Source organism: Polyangium mundeleinium (assembly GCF_028369105.1).
GTDB classification, from domain to species: domain Bacteria; phylum Myxococcota_A; class Polyangia; order Polyangiales; family Polyangiaceae; genus Polyangium; species Polyangium mundeleinium.
On the sequence record NZ_JAQNDO010000001.1, the window covers coordinates 3,592,895 to 3,610,561 of the forward strand.

Genomic DNA, 17,667 nt, shown 5'->3' on the forward strand with positions numbered 1-17,667 from the left:
CTATGCGCGTCGACGTGAAGCCCCGCGGAGCAACGTGCTTTGCGTTGAAGAATGGCAAGCAGAAAATGACACGCTCTGCGTCGTCATGCCGCAACACGCACAACGGTGCGGTCTGTAACGCTCCTGCGGTCGCATAACCTGTCGCACGGGACGCGCAATGCCCCGTGATGAAGCTCGCGCGTGGGGCATGGCGCGGTCGCGCTGGCGCTGCGCGGGGCGCGCGTTGGGAACGAGGTGCTCACGGTGTGGGAGCCGCACCGCCCCCTTGCCCCCTTCCTCGGCGCCATTCATGACTTGACTTTCAACATTTTCGACCGACGACTCGCCACATAGGAAATTCTGCGTCCTGCGCCATCCGAGCATCGACCCCCCGCAGTCGGATGGGCGCTCGAAAGCGGCCCTTCCTGCATCGGCTGGCATTCCGCCAGGGCGACAAAAGGACCACACCGTACCCACATCTCCTCCAGAACTGTACGGGCCCCAATCATTCCTCTGGACGGAACTCCGGCCGTCTGCCAATTACATCGTCGATCAAATACAGGCGCCCGCTGATCGGGTGCCTGGCCGACGTGTGGCCTACGAACGTTGCCGCCGACCCGCGTTCGCACTTCGATAGGAATGGGACAGGGGATGTGCCCCTTCCGATTCGTGAGGTTCGAGGGCGGGTTGCCGTGCGTCGCATCGCCGCGCGATGGGTGCCCATCTCGTGATGCGCGGAGTTTTTCTCTGCGTTCGTCGAGGACGGGAGTGGTCTATTTTGCAAAAGGTGAGAACATGAATGTACGGGGCGCCATTTCGCCTCGAGATACGTATCGATAGGTCTACAAGAGGCGTGCGCATCGCCACCACGAGGCGGGACCTGCCGTAGGGGGTCGTGGGTCTCGCGGCGTGCAGTTGCGCATGTCGATGCCCGTGTTCGCCGCTTTCCGTACGGCGAAAGGGCCGTGGTGTGCTCGTGAATCACCTCGCCCGGGGGGGACGCGAACCCTTGGGTCGAGACATGACTTTGCTCGCCTGTGGAAGGGCGGGGCACTCTATCAAAGGAACGCGGTGAACATCATGAATGAGGAGTTGGATCTCGAGGATACCACGGCGAAGCTGTACCGGCTTCAGGGCCGGATCATCGACGTCACGACGGGGCACGGGGTCGGCGGCGTGTATGTCGAAGCGTGGGACCAGGAAGCCCTCTGCCCCGACCTGGTGGCCACCGCCAAGACGAACGCGGACGGCCACTTCGCCATTACGCTCGATGACGCCTATCTCGGCATGCTCTTCGCGGATCGCAGGCCGGCGCTCAAGTTCCGCCTCTTCGAGTCGGGCCTGCTCACGCCTCCCCCCACGGTGACCTGGCAGCTCGCACCGGGGCTCCAGCGCATCCATATCAGGATCCCCGCTATCCCGGAGCGTACGGATGCGCCTCCTGCGTGCCTCGTCGTGCGCGGGCGCATCACGGATACGACGGGAGCGCGCGTCTTCCTCGAGGCCGATCCCGATGCCGAGCCCGATGCCGATCCCCCCATTGTGGTGACGGCCTTCCACGAGCGTCTGCCCGATCCGGGACCCCGCGTGTTTCTCGGATCCTGCACGACGAGGGATGGCATGTATCGTATCATTTACCGGCCCGACGCATTCGCTCCCGACGCGTACCCGAGTCTCGTCGTCAAGGCGACGTATGAGAGCACGAGCGGTAGCTGGGAAGCTGAATCGGAAGTGATCTGCCGAGCGCCAACGACCGCGATCGTGGACCTGGTCAAGGGCGGTGCTGCCTTCCGCGGCCCCCCGGAGGTCGAGCGGGTGGCCGGCAACGTGGAAGCGGCGCTGGGCCCGGTGAACATTCTGGACATCGACGAAGAAGACCTCGATCATAGCATCGCGCGCATCGCGTGCAGGACCGGGGAGGACAAGGAGCTCGTCGCTCTTTGGTTCAAGTCTGCGCGGATCGCAGACGACATGGGGCTCGTGGTGGAGGACATTAACAGCGCGGGGATCGTCTACCTCCTGCTGCGACAAGGCATCCCCCAGACGCGTCGAGGAATCCTCTCGCAACGCCCAGCCACGCTGAGGCAAGCGTTCGAGGCGAGCTTCGCTCAGAACGTCGGCAAGGAGCCTCCGGAGGATGCGGAGGTGACGCTCAATGACATCATGGACGCTCTCGTGGACAAGATGGTGGAATTCGCGTCCGAGCCGCGCGTGCCCGGCGCCAGCTCTTTCGCCGATGTCGTACGTGTGGGAATCCCCGAGATCGAGGGAGAGCCCAATGAGGAGCTGCAAGAGGCGTTCATTCGCGCAGTTCTTCAACACGAGGGCACGGTCGAGCAATTTTGGTCCCAGCTCGGGCTCAACACAGCCTTCTCCAGCGGGACCATCGCTGACCTCAAGAAAACATTGCAAGTTGGCGCCTTTACTCGGTACCACGCGCCCCTCGTCGAGGCGCTCTCCGGGGAGGTGGCGGACGCTCGGGAGCTCGCGGGATACGACACGGCCGACTGGATGGAGTTGTTGGAGGAACTCCCCTGTCCTCCGGATATACCGGGTGCGGACGAGACCGAGAAACGGACGAACTACATCAACATCCTCGAGCTCACCACAGAGACGGCCTTTCCCACGGCGGTCATCGCGGATCGGGTCATCCGGAACGAGGAACCGGAGGCCGACATCCGCGTGTTCTTCGAGAGCAACCCGACGTTCGAGTTTGGCGCGTCGCGCGTGTCGAGGTACATCGAGCAGACGACCGGCGCGCTTGCGGGCGTGAGTGATGTCGCGGCGACGACCGAGCAGCTCAAAAGGATGGAGCGGATCTTCCGCGTCACGCCCCACTACCGCGAGATGAAGCTGCTTCTCGATGCCGGTCTCCACTCGGCGCAGGGCATTCATCGTATGGGCAAGCGCCGTTTCGTCGCCAAGTTCGGCCCTAGCATGCGCAATGAACGCGCCGAGGTGATTTTCAATCGGGCGAGCTGGATCGCAACGGCTGCAACCGCGCTCTTTGCCAAGTTTGGCGGCGGCTTCCAGGGGCTAAAGCTCTTCGCCCTCCCGGACCTGGCCACGGCCATCAAGGACGGGCATCCGGAAACCGCGGATTGGGCCTCGCTCTTTGGCGTTCCTGACACCTGCGCGTGCGAGCATTGTCGCTCCGTATACGGCCCCGCCGCCTACCTCGTGGATCTGCTCGAGTTTCTGGATCGGCAAGACTCCAATCAATCGTACCCTGCCTCCGACGAGGGGAAGTTCTCAGCGAGGGACGTCCTCATCGGCGATCTGAGCGTGCCCTCGGGGCTCAAAGGTCGAAGGCCGGATATCGTGCGGCTCCTCCTCTCCTGCAAGAACACGAACACGACTCTGCCCTACATCGATCTCGTCAACGAGATCCTGGAGGTCGTCGTCGCCAACGAGGTGGAGGAGCCCGATTTCCTCTGGCCGTCGGACATTACGAGCGGAGGGACGTCGCAGGAGCTCCTGGCCGAGCCCGAGATCATCCACCCGAGTGCTCGCCTCGCGGCGTATGCCGAGCTCGCGGACGCCATTCATCCCTTCGAACTGCCGTTCCATCTGTGGGGCGAAGAGGCGCGCGTCTACCTCGAACATCTCGGCATGCAGCGGCACGAACTACTCGAAAAGTTCGTCGCGCCGTCGAAGGATCCCCCCGCCGATATCGCCGACCAGATCGCGCGCGAGCGGCTGCGCATGTCGAAGCGGGAGTGGGAGATCGTGACTGCGCAGTCATCGCCAACGCCGCCGACCACGGCGGCCTGCTGGGGCATGACGGGGTCGGACTGGATCACCCGCCAAGATGATGGTCTCAAGTACGTCCGCGTATTCTTGCGGAAGGCCGGCATCTCGTTCGAGGAGTTGCGAGAACTGCTCGCCACGAAGTACGTGAATCCGATCGCCCCCCCAGCGGTGAAGTTGAACCCCGAGGCGGGTTGCGACATCTATGCGAAATTGCTCACCGGGCTCGATGAAGAGGTGCTCGGCAGGATCCATCGCTTCTTGCGGCTGCGTAAGCGGCTCGGCTTCAGCATCACCGAGCTCGACTGGACGGTCTCCGCGTTCGGAGCGACGGACATCGACGCGGAGCTCGTGCGCCGCGTGGCCGATCTCGTCGCATTGCGGAAGGAGCTCGATCTGCCGCTGCCGGTGTTGCTTTCGTTCTGGGGCGACATCGGGACGTATTCCACCGAGTGGGGCACGTCGCTCTACGAGACGACGTTCCTCACCAAGTCGGCGCTGGCCCAATCTGCCGCGTTCGCGGACGTGCCGAGCGGGCCCGTGGATAGCACTGTGATCGCAGCACATGCAGCTGGGATCTGCGTCGCCCTGCGCATCAACGTGCTCGAGTTCGGGCTGCTCGCCATTCCCGAGATCGCCCAGCAGCAGATGGGCATTACGAGCCCGCTCGCCGTGAACGCGCCTCTTTCGCTGGCCAACCTCTCCCGGCTCCACCGTATCGTCGCGCTGGCCAGAGGGCTGCGTATCGGCATTCAGGACCTCCTGGTCCTTCTCGAGCTCTCCGGGCTCGACGCGCTCACGGTCGTGGTCGACCCACCGCAACCACCGCAGCCGCCCGCCGTGCCGGCCACGACGCGGGCGTTCGTCGAGCTCGTGAGGAAGGTGCAGCGCTCGAAGCTCACGATCGCGGAACTGCATTACCTGGTGCGGTACGCCGCGCCACCCGGGACGCAGGCGGGCCTCTCCGATGAGGCGCTCCACGAGCTCGCGGGCGAGCTCGGAGCGCTCGCCACCGAGGTCTCAAATGAGACGATGCTCGAGAGCGATCCCGAGAATACGCACCTTCACGCGCGCCTCGTGGAGGTGCTCGACGGCGTCGCGCCCGCCGAAGCGCCCGCCGTCGCCGAGCAGATCATCCAAGTGCTCGACGCACCATCGATTGCGTCGACGGCGGCTCGCAATGCCGAGCGTGCGTTCATGCAGCTCCACCTCGAGCACGTCTTCGGGGACGAGACGGCGTCCACGCTGGACAAACTGGTCGGTCCGGCGAACACGCAGGATGAGCCCGGGATTGCGGTCAAGGCACAGCGGTTCGCGCACGTGCTCGCGAGCGTGTTGAACCATCTGCGCCGGACGCGGACCGAGACGCAGGTCAAACACGCGCTCGCCTCCGAAATGAACTTCGAGCCCGAGAAGATCGACCACCTGCTGACGCAGACGCTGGCGTCATTGGCGCAGAGCGGAGCTCGGGCGCTCTTCGATTTCATGCCCGGGATGCATGCGGCGTTCGAGTACACGCCGCCCACGCCCGCGACGGCCGACGACCGGAAAAAGGCGATCCGCCGGCTGCACAAGGCTGCGCTGGTCGTGACACGGCTCGGGCTCGGCACCTCGGAGCTTCTATGGCTATATCCGGATGGGGTCGCATCGACGTGGCTCGATCTGAACGAGCTCCATCTCGAGGGGGACGATGAAGACACGGACCGGCAGGAGCGTTTTGCTGCCCTGATCCGCCTCGTCGATCTTGCATCTTTCCGCGATTCCCTGCCGAAGGGCAGTGAAGACATGTTGGCGCTCTTCCAGAAAGCGGTCGAAATCGGAAGCATCGAAGCGGAGCCCATCCAGAACGAGCAGGTAGCGCCATTCTACAGCGAGCTCGCCGAGCGGACCGGCTGGGCGCGCGACGGCGTGGAGCACCTCATCCACACTGGCTTCGTGTTCAAGGTACATCCCCTCGCGGAATCGGACTTCCGCGACGAGAGGGCCTTCCTCAGCCTTCAGCGCGCCTTCGAGATCCTCGGTCGGCTGAGCATCACGTCCGCGCAGGCGCTCCTATGGGCCAGCATGGACGCTCCGCTGCCGCCCGCATCTCCGAATGCCGCGGACATCGTACTCGACATCAAGCGTGTGGCGCGGGCCAAGCACGACGACGCAGCTTGGAGCGAAGTGGCGCGCCCAGTGCGCGACACGCTGCGCGCGAAGCAGCGTGATGCGCTCGTCGGTTACCTCGTCGCCAAGAGGAACCTTTCGGGCCCCAATGAGCTCTTCGACGAGCTGCTCATCGACGTCGAAATGAGCCCGTGCCAGCTCACCTCGCGCATCAAGCAGGCCATCAGCTCCGTGCAGACGTTCGTGCAGCGAGCGCTGCTCGGGCTCGAGGAGCACGTGACGGAGCTCGGCGAGGAAGCCGCAAGAGAATGGGACTGGATGAAGAGCTACAGGATCTGGGAGGCGAACCGGAAGGTATTCCTCTACCCGGAGAACTGGATCGAGCCCGAGCTGCGGGACGACAAGACGCCATTCTTCGAGGCGCTGGAGAGCCGGCTGCTGCAAGGCGAGGTCACCGCGGAGTCGGCCGAGGCGGCGTACCGGGAGTATCTCGGGAGCCTGCACGAAGTCAGCAAGCTCGAAGTGGCGGCGATATGCCACGAGCGCGAGGACGGCGACGAGCCAGTCGACATCGTGCACGTCATCGCTCGGACGCACGCGATGCCGCGCAAGTACTATTACCGAAAGCGAATCGATTCGAGCTACTGGACGCCCTGGGAGAAGGTGGAGCTCGACATCCAGGGGGACCACCTCTTGGCCACCGTGTGGAACCGGCGGCTCCACCTCTTCTGGCCCACGTTCGAGCCGTACACGACGGAGGACAACAAGAAACGTCAACGAATCAACCTTGCGTGGTCGCAACGTCAAAGCACGGGGTTCGGCCCGGTTTCTATGACGAAGGGCAGCCCCATTACGATGGGTGACACCGCTGACCTCGGCTGGCTGTCGCTCGTCGCGGAGCGTGAAGGTGGCGAACTTCGTATCGATTGCATGTTCAGCCTTCACGCAACGCTCATCCAGCTGCCCTCGCTACCGGGTATGCCACCGGTCCTGCCGCCGCCGCTCACGGTATACAAGACGTTTGGCCATTTCAGACTCGACCCGTGCGTCGGGGCCCTGACGGCCGCCAAGGTAGACCAGGCGCCTTATCTCACTGGTTGGGCACCCAAGTACTCCGTACCGGCCAACATGGGGCACCTGGAAGCGGATGAGTTTCCGGGGAACGACGGCCGTTTGACCCTCCCGACCCCGAAGAATTTCCTGCCATCCCCCTGGGGCTTGACCACGATGGTTTTGCTCCAGACGACGCCAGGGCGCTTCTCCTTGCTCACGGATCGAGCGAGTGAGACGGTTATCCTCGGCGAGAAGACGCGCGACGCCATTTTCTACACCGATGGGGCGCGCACGTTCTTCATGGACGCACGCTACCGGGCGACGACCACGTGGGGGGACATCGCCGAGGCATTCCCGAACGCGCCGGCCCCCGTGGGGCAGCAAGCCTCGGGCGCGCTCGACCCGATCGTCCTCGAGTGGGCCAACGAGCCCAAGCTCGACCTCGGCGCGAATGGCACCATCCAGGGGTTCTACCGCTTCCACACCTTCTATCACCCCTACGTGTGCGACTTCATCCGACGACTCGAGCGTGGAGGGATCGACGGCCTGCTCCGATGGGATACGCCCATTTCGACATCAATCCAGCTCGCGGAGAACGACACGCTCGAGGCCGACTACAATCCTACTCTCATCGTTGGCGCTCCATTCCCGATCGAAAATGTCGATTTCTCCTTCGGTGGCGCCTATTCGCAATACAACTGGGAGGTCTTCTTCCACGCGCCGTTCCTCGCCGCCACGCGCCTTTCCACGAACGGCCGGTTCGAGGAGGCGGATCGCTGGTTCCGCTACATCTTCGATCCGACGGGCGGGGCGCCGGGGAATGGGCCGGAGCGATTCTGGAACGTTCGCCCCTTCCGCGAGAACATCGATCTCGCCTCGATTCAGGCGCAGCTCGAGCAGCTCGCCGAGGAGAACCCGAACGCCAAGCTCCTCGCGGAGCTCTTCGGCGTGTCTCCCGATTCGAGCGCCACGCAGGACATGACCGCGCAGCTCGACCGCTGGAGGGAGAATCCCTTCAATCCGCACCTCATCGCCCGCATGCGGCCGCTCGCCTACCAGAAATCGGTCGTGATGAAGTATGTCGAGAACCTCCTCTCGTGGGGCGACAGCCTCTTCCGACGCGACACGATGGAGTCGATCAACGAGGCCACGCAGCTCTACATCCTCGCGTCTCGGATCCTGGGCGATCGGCCGCGCCTCGTGAAGACCCAGGACGTACCGCCCAAGTCCTACGCCGAGCTCGAGCCCGACGTCGATGCGTTCTCGAATGCGCTGGTCGAAATCGAAACGCTCATCCAAGCGCCCCCGGAGCCGAATACGCGCCGCCCGCGCCGCGAGCCGCCGCCGGTGCTCCGGACGCTCTACTTCTGCGTGCCGCCGAACGACGAAATGCTGGCGCTCTGGGATACCGTCGAGGATCGCCTGTTCAAGATCCGGCATTGCATGAACATCGAGGGCACGGTCCGGCAACTCGCGCTCTTCGAGCCCCCGATTGATCCGGGGCTACTCGTGAGGGCCGCTGCGGGCGGGCTGGACTTCGGCGAGTTGCTCTCCGTGGTCAATGCACCCATCCCCGTCTATCGGTTCTCGGTGCTCCAGCCCAAGGCCGTCGAGTTCGCGGGCAGCGTGATCTCCCTGGGCGCGTCGCTCCTCGCGGCGATCGAGAAGCGCGACGGGGAGGCACTCTCGCTGCTGCGACAGACGCAAGAGATTGAACTGCTCGAGAGCGTGCGCGAGGTGCGCAAGCGCCAGGTCGACGAGGCCCAGGAGTCGCTCGAGGCGCTGCGTCGCTCCCGGGCCGTCATCGAGGAGCGGCATCGGCATTATTCGGAGCTCGATCACAGGATCGCGGAAGAACGGGAGCAACGAAAGCTCACCACGCTTGCCACCGCGGCCACCGTCAGCGCGCAAGGCACGCAACTCGTCGCTTCCGGGCTCAAGCTGATTCCGCAGATCGCTGTTGGACTGACCGCATTCACCGAGTTCGGTGGTGAACAGCTCGCCGGCGTCGCCGAGATCGGCGGGCAGATGGCTGGGATGGCGGCTGCCCAGCTCGGCGCCGAGGCGGCCATGGCCGGCATCGAGGCGAGCTACAAGCGGCGCGCGGAGGATTGGCAACTGCAGATTGATCTTGCTTCGAGAGAGCTTGCGCAAATCGACCGGCAGATCCTCGCCGCTGAGGTGAGGCTGGACATCGCCCAGAAGGAATACGCGAATCACGAGCTGTCCGTAAAGAACGCCAAGGAGATCGAGGATCACCTCAAGACCAAGTACACGAGCAAGGAGCTCTACGGCTGGATGGCCTCGCAGGTCGAGAGCGTGTACTTCCAGGCCTATAAGCTTGCGTACGAACTCGCGAAACGTGCGGAGAGGGCGTTCCAGTTCGAGCTCGCCCAGCCGGGCGCAAGTTACATCACGTTCGGCCACTGGGATAGCGCGAAAAAGGGACTGCTTGCTGGTGAGAGGCTTCAGCTCGCGTTACGGCGCATGGAGGCCGCATACCTGGAGCAGAACAAGCGGGAGTACGAAATCACGAAGCACGTCTCGCTCGCCGAGGTCGATCCGCAGGCGCTTCTGAAGCTGCGTGAGACGGGCCAATGCGAGGTCGAGCTGCCTGAAGTGCTCTTCGATCAGGACTGGCCGGGGCATTACTTGAGGCGCATCAAGTCCGTAAGCATGACGGTCCCGGTCGTGAACGGGCCGTACGCGGGTGTCAACTGCAAGCTCACGTTGCTGAAGAGCAGCGTGCGGATGAAGACCACCGGCGGCTACGCGCGTATCGACCAGCCCGGACAGCCGGATCCTCGCTTCCTCGACCATTACGGGGTCGTCCAGTCCATCGTCACGAGCAGCGGTCAGAGCGACTCCGGGCTCTTCGAACTGGTCTTCCGCGACGAACGTTATCTGCCCTTCGAGGGGAGCGGCGCCGATAGCACGTGGCGCATCGAACTCGATGGGAAGACCAACCGGTTCGACCCGACGGCCGTTCACGACGTGGTCCTTCACGTGCGCTACACGGCGCGGGACGGTGGGGAATCGCTCAAGAATGGGGCGCTCGACGCGCTGGGGGCTCTGGAGCCGTCGGATGCAGGCCCGACCGGCTTCCGGCTCTTCAGCGCAAAGACGGACTTCCCTGACGCATGGCACGTGTTTCTCACGGGGGAAGGCGAGCCGGCGACGCATTCCCTCTCCTTGCCGTTTGCGCTGCGGCATTTCCTGCCGCTCGTCGGGAGCCGCCTACTCGAGATCAAGAGGGTACAGCTTTTCGCCAAACGGTCTGACGGTACGGACGGGTCGCTGACGGTCGCTCTCGACGCTGCGGGGGACGCGCTCACGGGCATCTCATTGATCGCTGGGGAGTATGGAAAGCTCCTCGTTGCCAGCATCGACGACGTCGAACCCGAGCCGCCCCCCGAGTCCGAAGAGCCCAAGACGTATCTCGACGCGCCGGTTCCGATTCTAGCGGAGACGTCGACCGGATTCGCCCCGTGGACGCTGACCGTGAGCGACGCGACGCCCAGCGAACTCGAAGACGTCTGGATCGTCTGCGAATACTCCAGAGTCGCCCAGGAAGAAGAATAAAAAGGCCGCCGCCGTCGAACCCCTGAACGAAAGAGGGCACGCCATGGAGCACAAAGGTTTTGCACCGAAGCCCAAGACGACCGCGCCCGAGGCGGTCAAGGCCCCGAGCCCGTCGCTTCCGAAGGGGGGCGGCGCGGTTCGTGGGCTCGGCGAGAAGTTCGCCGCGAGCTTGGTGAGCGGCACGGGATCCCTCACGGTCCCGATTGCGGTATCGCCAGGCCGCGGCGGGTTCGGGCCCGAGCTCGCCGTCGCGTACGATTCCGGCGGTGGCAATGGGCCCTTTGGTGTGGGCTTTGGGCTCTCCGTGCCCTCGATCTCTCGCAAGACCGAGCGTGGTTTGCCCGAGTACGAGGACTTCCGCGAATCCGACGTGTTCATCTTGTCGGGCGCGGAAGACCTCGTGCCGAAGCTCGATGAGGAGGAGGAAGGCAACTGGGTGCGCGACATCCCGAAGGACGACGCCGTCGAGCGCATCGAGCGGTATCGCCCCCGGGTGGAGGGCCTCTTCGCGCGCATCGAGCGCGTCACGGAGAAGGGGGACGGCAGCGTTTACTGGCGCGCCACGACCAAGGACAACGTCACGAGCATCTATGGCCAGTCCGCGGGGGCTCGTATCGCGAGCCTTGCGGCCCCGACCAAGGTTTATTCTTGGCTGCTCGAGCGCACCGAGGACACGCTCGGGAATGTCATCGTCTACAACTACAAGGCCGAGGACCTCTCGAATGTGCCGAAGGCCGTCTACGAGAGGCAGCGGTTTTCCGGCGACGCGCCGGTCGTGAACCGCTACTTGAAGCGGATCCGGTATGGGAATACGGTGCCCTTCCAGGCGCAGGGCTTCCTGTTCGAAGTCGTCTTCGATTACGGCGAGCACGGCGCAGCAGCACCGACGCCGGCAGAGGAGAACACCTGGCCCTGCCGGCAGGATCCGTTCTCGAGCTACCGCTCGACGTTCGAGATCCGCACGTATCGCCTCTGCCGGCGCGTGCTGATGTTTCACCACTTCCCCGAGCTCGGCGAGAATCCCGTGCTCGTGCGGTCCACAGACTTCACGTATGCCGAAGGACCGGCGCTCACCCGGCTTATTTCGGTCGCGCAGTTGGGGTACATCAAGACGGAGAGCGGGTACTCCAAGAAATCCCTGCCGCCGCTCGAGCTCGGGTATTCGTTGCCCGAGCTTCAGACCGCCGTCAAGCTGCTCGATCCACGAAGCCTCGAAGATCTACCTGGGGGCGTCGACGGACAAACCGCACGATGGGTCGATCTCGACGGCGAGGGTATTCCCGGCGTGCTTTGCGAGCAGCAGGGGGCATTTTACTACAAGCAAAACCTCGGTGATGGGCACCTTGCGCCCGCACGCTTGCTCGCGAGCCAGCCGGCCATGGCGTCGGGCGGCGGAGCGCAGCTCCTCGACGTCGGGAGCGAGGGGCGGCAATGCCTTGTGGAACTCACATCGGAGGGAACGTCGGGTTATCACGAGCGGACGCCGGAGGGGGGCTGGGGGCCCTTCGTGCCGTTTCCTTCGCAGCCGAACGTCAACTGGAATGACCCGCGGGTCCGGTTCATCGACCTTTCCGGCGATGGGCTCGACGATCTTCTGGTCGCGACCGATCATGTGCAGCTCTGGTACCCGTCGCTCGGCAAAGGCGGCTGGGGGCCACCGCGGGTTCTGCCGAAAACCTACGACGAGGACAAGAGCCCGACGCTCGTCTTCGCGGACATGACGCAGGCGATCTTCGTGGCGGACATGAGCGGGGACGGTTTGCCTGATATCGTGCGCGTCCGCAATGGAAGCATCTGCTATTGGCCGAACCTCGGGCGAGGGCGGTTCGGCGCCAAGGTGCAGATGAGCAAGGCGCCGCAGTTGGATGATTCGCACACGTTCGATCCGCGCCGGATTCGCCTCGGGGATATCGACGGGACGGGGACCACGGACATCGTGTACGTGGCCGGTGAAGGGGCGGTCATCGTGTTCAACCAGGCGGGGAATGGCTGGAGCGAGCCGGTGCGAATGCCGGGGTTCCCGACGGCCGATTCCTTGTCCACCGTGGGCGTGGTCGATCTGCTCGGGTCCGGGACGGCGTGCCTCGTGTGGTCGTCACCTTGGCGGGGCGTGGCGAAGCCGCCGATGCGGTATATCGATCTTTTGGGCAGCAAGAAGCCGTACCTTCTCACGTCGGTCAAGAACAACCTCGGGGCTGAGACGAAGCTCGAGTATGCGCCCTCGACGAGGTTTTACCTGGAGGACCTGAAGGCTGGAAAGCCGTGGGTGACGCGGCTCTCGTTCCCCGTGCACGTGCTTACGCGCGTGGAGACGTTCGACGCGATCAGCAAGGCGCGGTTCGTCAGTACGTACAAGTATCATCACGGGTACTACGATGGGGCAGAGCGGGAGTTCCGGGGGTTTGGCCTCGTGGAGCAATACGACGCGGAGTCGTTCTCGGCCGAGCGCGGAAAAGGGCTCTTCGCGGAGGCTCCGCCAACGGAGGAGGAGTTCCATCTGCCGCCGGTGCTCACGAAGACGTGGTTCCACACGGGCGCGTTCCTCGACAGAAGTCGGATCGCGAAGCAGTTCGAGAAGGAGTATTACGCGGGTGACGAGTCGAGGCCGGAGTTGCCCGACGCCGTGCTGGAGGCGGGGTTGTCGCCGAGGGATCTCCGCGAGGCGTGCCGGGCGCTCAAGGGGCAGGTGCTCCGAACCGAGGTGTATGCACTCGATGGTTCGGAGGCGGAATCGCATCCGTATGTCGTGACCGAGGCTTGCCCCGCCATCGTGCGCGTGCAGCCCTCGACTGCCAAGACGTATGGGTCGTTTTTCGCGTACGCTCGCGAGACCGTCGAGGTTCAGTACGAGCGCGATCCAGATGACCCGCGCATGGTGCATACGGTTGCGCTCTCGGTCGATCCCTTCGGCCACGTGGAGCGCTCGGTAAGCATCGCGTACGCGCGGCGGAACATTCCGGAGGACATGCCCGAACAGGGGCTTTTGGCCACCCTGACCGAGAGCGACGTGGTCAACGAGGATGGGGAGGCGAGCTGGTACCGCCTCGGAGTGCCCAAGGAGACGCGAACGTACGAGCTCACGGGGCTCTCCACGACACGGAGCACGTTGTTTTTGTTCGACGACGTGCTCATCGATGTGAACGCCGCCGGCGCGATCTCCTACGAGGCGACGCCCAACGGGACCGCAATGCAAAAGCGCCTGGTCGAGCGGGTGCGGCAGGTTTATTACGACAGCACGACGCTGTCCGGGTCTTCCCCCGCAGCGCTGCCATTCGGCACCATCGACGCGCTCGCGTTGCCTTACGAGACGTATGCGCTTGCTTTCACCCCCGGGCTCTTGACCGCGGCCTATGGCACGCGCGTGACCTCGACCATGCTCACCGGGGGCGGGTACATCGAGGAGAACGACGACTATTGGGTGCGAACCGGCCGCCAGGTATTCGATCCGGACAAGTTCTACTTGCCGGTCGAGATCCTGGATCCGCTCAGCAATTCCACGAGCATCACGTACGACCCCCACGACTTGCTCGTGACGTCCGCCGAGGACCCGCTTGGCAATACGGTCACCGCGACAAACGATTACCGTGTCCTAGGGCCCACGCTCGTTACCGACCCGAATGGCAATCGCAGCGCTGTGAAGCTCGACGAGCTAGGGATGGTCGTGGCGACGGCCATGATGGGCAAGGTCGGCTCGAGCGACGGGGACACACTGGAGGAGCCCACCACGACGTTCGAGCACGATCTCGACGTTTGGCGCACGACGGGCAAACCCAACGTCGTGCATGCGGCCGCGCGCGAGCGGCACGGGGATGCGCTGACGCCGTGGCAGCATAGCTACACGTATCTCGACGGACTCGGGCGTGAGATCCTGAAGAAGGTGCAGGCCGAGCCCGGTCCGGCGCCTGTGCGGGACGAGAACGGGGGGCTTGTCAAGGACGAGAACAGCGAGGTAGTGTTGGCTACCGCCTCGCCGCGATGGGTGGGCACGGGGCGCGTGGTCATTGACAACAAGGGCAATCCCGTCAAGCAGTACGAGCCGTTCTTCACGGCCACCCACGAATACGAGGACGAACAGGAGCTCGTCGAGTGGGGCGTGACGCCGATCCTGCGTTACGACCCGCTCGGCCGGCTCATCCGAACGGACCTGCCGAACGGGACGCATTCGCGTGTGACGTTCACGCCCTGGCAGCAAGCGAGCTGGGACGGGAACGATACGGTGCTCGAGACGGGCAATCCCTGGTATGCCGCGAGGCAGCCGAGCGCGACGCCGACGCCTTCCGCGCAGGAGCAGCGGGCGGCGGAGCTGACCGAGGAGCATGCGGAGACGCCGGCTTTGGTGCATTTCGACGTGCTGGGTAGGCCGGTGCGCGGGGTCGAGGACAACAAGGCCGCAGGGGTGTACACGACGAAGGCGGTGCTCGATATCGAGGGGAATCCGCGGGCGATTGTCGATGCTCGTGGGAATACGGCGATGGAGTATGTCTTCGACATGCTCGGGCGGACGCTGTACCAGAAGAGCTGCGATTCCGGAGAGCGGTGGACGCTGGCGAATGTGCTCGGGAACCCGATTCGGGGGTGGGACGGCCGGTGGCATGTGGTGCGCTCGGTGTACGATGCGTTGAATCGGCGGACGGGGCTGTGGGTGCAGAAGGGGTCGGATCCGGAGGTGCTCGCCGAGGTGACGGTGTATGGCGAGGGGCAGACGGATCCGGAGGGCGCGAATCTGCGTGGGAAGGCGTATCAGGTGAAGGATGGGGCCGGGGTGGCCACCTCGGTCGAGTATGATTTCAAGGGGAATTTGCTGGAGAGCCAGCGACGGCTCGCGCAGAACTATACGACGCAGCTCGATTGGTCGGGTTCGGTGGCGCTCGAGACGGAGGTGTTCACGCAGACGACGGCGTACGATGCGCTGAATCGGCCGACGAGCATGACGATGCCGGACCAGAGCGAGATCAAGCCGACGTACAACGAGGCGAGCCTGCTGGAGGCGGTCGAGGTGCGGATTCGGGGCGCGAGCACCTGGACGACGTTCGTCGATGACATCGATTACGATGTGAAGGGACAGCGGGAGAAGATCGTTTACGGGAACGGGGTGGTCACGGAGTACAGTTACGACCCGCTGACCTACCGGCTGACGCGGCTCAAGACGACGCGGACCTCGGACAGTGAGCTGTTGCAGGATTTGCGATACACGTACGATCCGGTAGGCAACATCGTCGAGATTGCCGACCTGGCGCAGGAGGAGCTCTACCACAATAGCGATCTGGTCGAGCCGGTCTGGAAGTACGAGTACGATGCGATCTACCGGCTGATCGAGGCGACGGGGCGGGAACATTCGGGGCAGAATGCGGACATCCAGCAGGATGCAAATGGGTTTCCGCTGGTGAGTGCGGCGAACCCGAATGACCCGCAGGCGATGCGGAACTATGAGGAGAGCTTCGAGTACGATGCGGTCGGCAACATCTTGAAGATGATCCATGCTGCGCAGGGCAGCACGGGGAGCTGGACGCGGCGGTACGATATCGCGGAGACGAGCAATCGGTTGCTCGGGACGAGCTTGCCCGGGGACGACGAGACCGAGTTTTCGGCGACGTATACGTACGACGAGCACGGGAGCATGACGTCGATGCCGCATCTGGATGGCATCGAGTGGGATTTCAAGGACCAAAAGCGCGAGGTCGACAAGGGGGGCGGGGGGACGGTCTACTTCACGTACGACGCTGGTGGACAGCGGGTGCGGAAGGTCTGGGAGCATAGCGGGATCGTCGAGGAGCGGATTTACCTCGGGGGGTTCGAGGTGTACCGGCGGCGGGAGCTGGGGGATGTGGTGCTGGAGCGGGAGACGCTCCACGTGATGGATGATGCGCGGCGTATTGCGATGGTGGAGACGAAGACCATCGACGAGAGCGCCGCGCCCTTTACGCCGACGGCACGAGTGAGGTATCAGCTCGGGAACCACCTTGGGTCGGCGGCGCTGGAGCTGGACGACGAGGGGGCCATCATCAGCTACGAGGAGTACCATCCCTATGGGACGAGCGCCTACCGGGCCGTGGACGATAGCGTCGAGCTGAGCGCGAAGCGGTATCGGTACACGGGGAAGGAGCGGGATGAGGAAACCGGGCTTTATTACCACGGGGCGAGGTATTATGCGCCGTGGTTGGGAAGGTGGACGAGTGCGGATCCGGCGGGGTTGGTGGATGGGGCGGGGGTGTATACGTATGTGAGGGGAAGGCCGGTTGGTTCATGGGATCCGAAGGGGACTGAAGAAACTGGGTTCTGGCAGAAGTCCCTTGATGAGGCTGAATCGTGGGTCCTTCGGCAGGGCGGCAATCTGGGCGAAAATCTATTCTACGGTGGTGTCGTTGCCCCTGCGACGGTCGCAGCCGCGACCTTGGTTCCGGCCTGGGCTTGGCTCGCTGCTGGCCTAGCCGCTACTACGCAAATACAGAGTTCCGATGATGTTGCCGGACACATGAATGCGGCCTCCCTGTCGGCGCCAGCCATGGGAAGATTGGGACCAACCAAGCCTTCGCCCGCCACGCCTCCGACTACGCCGGTCGCGGAGCCACCGCCGACCGTACCTCCTGCTACGCTAAAGGCCACACCAGCGCCTCCTCCTGGGATTGCAAAGACTACACCACTGCCTAGTCCGAAGCCTATTCCGCCATTATCGCAAGCTGCGCCACCGGCCACTCGACCAGTCGCAACAACAGCCCGGCCTAAACCAACGACGCAGCGACCGGCGCAAGTTGCGCATGGTGAGAAGGTAGGAAGCAAACCTGCATTAGCTGATGAGGCAAAGGTAGGAAGCAAACCCGCCAAGGGGTCACCTCCAGCGTCGTCACCGACTGTACCGCGCGGGCCTGGAGCAATGAAGCAGCAAGCCACAGGTCGGCTAGCGGAACTTGGTCTACGAGGGGTTGACCTTGCGGGCAAGTCGTATAATGCAGGTCGGAAACTGCTCGAACAGCACGGATTTGCGCTAGAGAGGACGACGGCGACGGGGCGAAAGGTTTTTACCAACCCGAAGACCGGCGCCGTAGTGACCTACGACTCAGGCAAGGCACTCACTGCCGCGCAGAAACCACACTGGACGATACAAAACAAGGCAGGGGAGTTCTTGGACCGAAGCGGTCGCCCCGCGACCGGCCCGCACCCGCCCATGGGCGGAAAACACATACCAGGAGGATGAGA

2 protein-coding genes are annotated in these 17,667 nt (G+C 64.0%); both read left to right on the top strand.

Going from position 1 to position 17,667, the window contains the following annotated elements; genetic code table 11:
- Positions 1–1,059 precede the first annotated feature (1,059 nt).
- Complete coding sequence (locus tag POL67_RS14420) at positions 1,060–10,473, top strand: Tc toxin subunit A-related protein (protein ID WP_271930808.1); 9,414 nt, start codon at positions 1,060–1,062, stop codon at positions 10,471–10,473.
- 43 nt (positions 10,474–10,516) lie between these two features.
- The gene (locus POL67_RS14425; protein WP_271917928.1) at positions 10,517–17,665 is read left to right on the top strand and encodes a SpvB/TcaC N-terminal domain-containing protein; all 7,149 of its coding nucleotides are present in this window, start codon (positions 10,517–10,519) and stop codon (positions 17,663–17,665) included.
- Positions 17,666–17,667: the final 2 nt, after the last annotated feature.

Coding starts and splice junctions, on each gene's coding strand:
- POL67_RS14420 (WP_271930808.1), top strand. CDS start 1,060: ATGAATGAGGAGTTGGATCTCGAGGATACCACGGCGAAGCTGTACCGG.
- POL67_RS14425 (WP_271917928.1), top strand. CDS start 10,517: ATGGAGCACAAAGGTTTTGCACCGAAGCCCAAGACGACCGCGCCCGAG.